The 1,543-nt window shown below is 69.4% G+C and carries 2 protein-coding genes and 1 pseudogene; 1 reads left to right on the forward strand and 2 read right to left on the reverse strand.

The window, feature by feature from the left end; all coding sequences use genetic code 11:
• The coding region (locus tag J7E68_RS18535; RefSeq protein WP_215175006.1) for a GntR family transcriptional regulator at positions 1-531 on the reverse strand (531 nt) is incomplete at its 3' end.
• Between the two features lie 95 nt (positions 532-626).
• Here J7E68_RS18535 and J7E68_RS18540 point away from each other — a divergent pair.
• Positions 627-1,292, forward strand: coding sequence for a YitT family protein (locus J7E68_RS18540; RefSeq protein WP_215175007.1), 666 nt, complete (start codon positions 627-629; stop codon positions 1,290-1,292).
• A gap of 71 nt (positions 1,293-1,363) precedes the next feature.
• Here J7E68_RS18540 and J7E68_RS18545 read toward each other — a convergent pair.
• A pseudogene (locus J7E68_RS18545) lies at positions 1,364-1,543 on the reverse strand (beta-ketoacyl-ACP synthase); the annotation flags it as partial.

The following is a 1,543-nucleotide window of genomic DNA, read 5'->3' on the forward strand; positions in this document are numbered from 1 at the left end:
GAGGGTGGCGAGAACAAGATGGAAGGAGTTCAGTGCACCGGAGGTGATGATGATCTCGTCGGCATGCGTCTCGACGCCGCGCTCGGTGAACCGGTGAGCGACGGCTTCGCGCAGCTCGGGGAGTCCCCGAAGAGAGTATCCGCTGGTGCCCCGGAGGGCGGCGAGCCGGGGCAGCGATCGCACCGTCGCGTCGTACAGGCCGGGTGTCGAGTCCATCGAGGCGATCGACAGGTCGATCGCGGATCCGTCATCCTCGTTCGGCATCTGCGACGTGCTGTGGGGGAGAGCGACCCGGGTGCTTCCGCCGTGCAGTCGTGAGACGTAGCCCTCGTCTTCGAGGAGGCCGTAGGCGCGGGTCATGGTCGAGCGTGATCGACGAAGTTCCAGGGCCAGGGCGCGCTCGCTCGGAAGGCGTTCGCCCACCGTGAGACGCCCGTCGAGGATGAGCGCTCGGATGTGCTCCGCCAGCGCCGCGGCGGTCGCGCCGACGACGTTCTGGGATCCCAGCTGCTCGACGAGTCGTGAGGTCATATATCCAGCATGCCGCAAAGTGGCCTGAGAAGAGCAGGCCACTTTTCGACGAGTGGCCTGTCGTCCTGCGGGCGCGACGGGTCCACGATGGAGGAATGCACCGTCGGTCCATCTTTCTCCCCATCAGCGCCACGAGCCGCCGCGACGTCCTCGAGCGCATCGTGCAGCTGCTCGTCGGGCTCTTCCTCTATGGCGTCGCCCTCGGGTTGATGGTCCGGGGCGGCATCGGCGTCGCGCCGTGGGACGTGCTCGCGCTGGGGATCGCCGGCAAGGCGGGCATCGGATACGGCGTCGTCACGGTTCTCGTCTCGGTGCTCGTACTGGTGCTGTGGATCCCGCTGCGGCAGCGCGTCGGCCTGGGCACCCTGCTCAATGCCCTGCTCGTCGGTCCGAGCGCCGATCTCGCACTCGCGATCCTGCCGGCGCCGCCGTCGATCTGGATCGGGGCGCCGATGTTCGTCGCCGGTCTGCTGCTTCTGGCCTTCGCGACGGGGCTCTACATCGCGGCGGACTTCGGACCCGGCCCGCGCGACGGTCTGATGACGGGACTCGTGGCCCGCACCGGCTGGCCGGTGTGGCTGGTGCGCACCCTCATCGAGGGAAGTGTGCTGCTGATCGGCTTCCTGCTCGGCGGGCCGGTGGGAGTGGGCACGGTTCTCTTCGCGTTCGGCGTGGGACCGCTGATCGGCTGGTTCCTGCCCTGGACCACGCGCGTTCGGGCGACCCGCTCGCGTCAGCTGGCGCGCACGCCGTCGCGATAGGCCCCGACCTGCCTCGACAGACGAGAGCGGCCCCCGGGATCACCCGGGGGCCGCTCTGTCGTGTCCGTGTGTCAGTCGGCGCTCGCGAACACGGCGACGGCGTTGTGCCCGCCGAAGCCGAACGAGTTGCTGATGGCGATCTGCGGGCCTTCGCCGAGGGGCGTGGGCTCGCCGGAGAGACGGAACGGCACGGCCGGATCGGGCTCGGTCATGTTGATCGTCGGCGGAGCGACGCGGTCACGCAGCGCGAG

The sequence above is a fragment of the Microbacterium sp. ISL-103 genome (genome assembly GCF_018613995.1).
Lineage (GTDB): Bacteria > Actinomycetota > Actinomycetes > Actinomycetales > Microbacteriaceae > Microbacterium.

Bases quoted from the DNA above. Each gene is read 5' to 3' on its own strand.
- J7E68_RS18540 (WP_215175007.1), top strand. From the start codon at position 627: ATGCACCGTCGGTCCATCTTTCTCCCCATCAGCGCCACGAGCCGCCGC.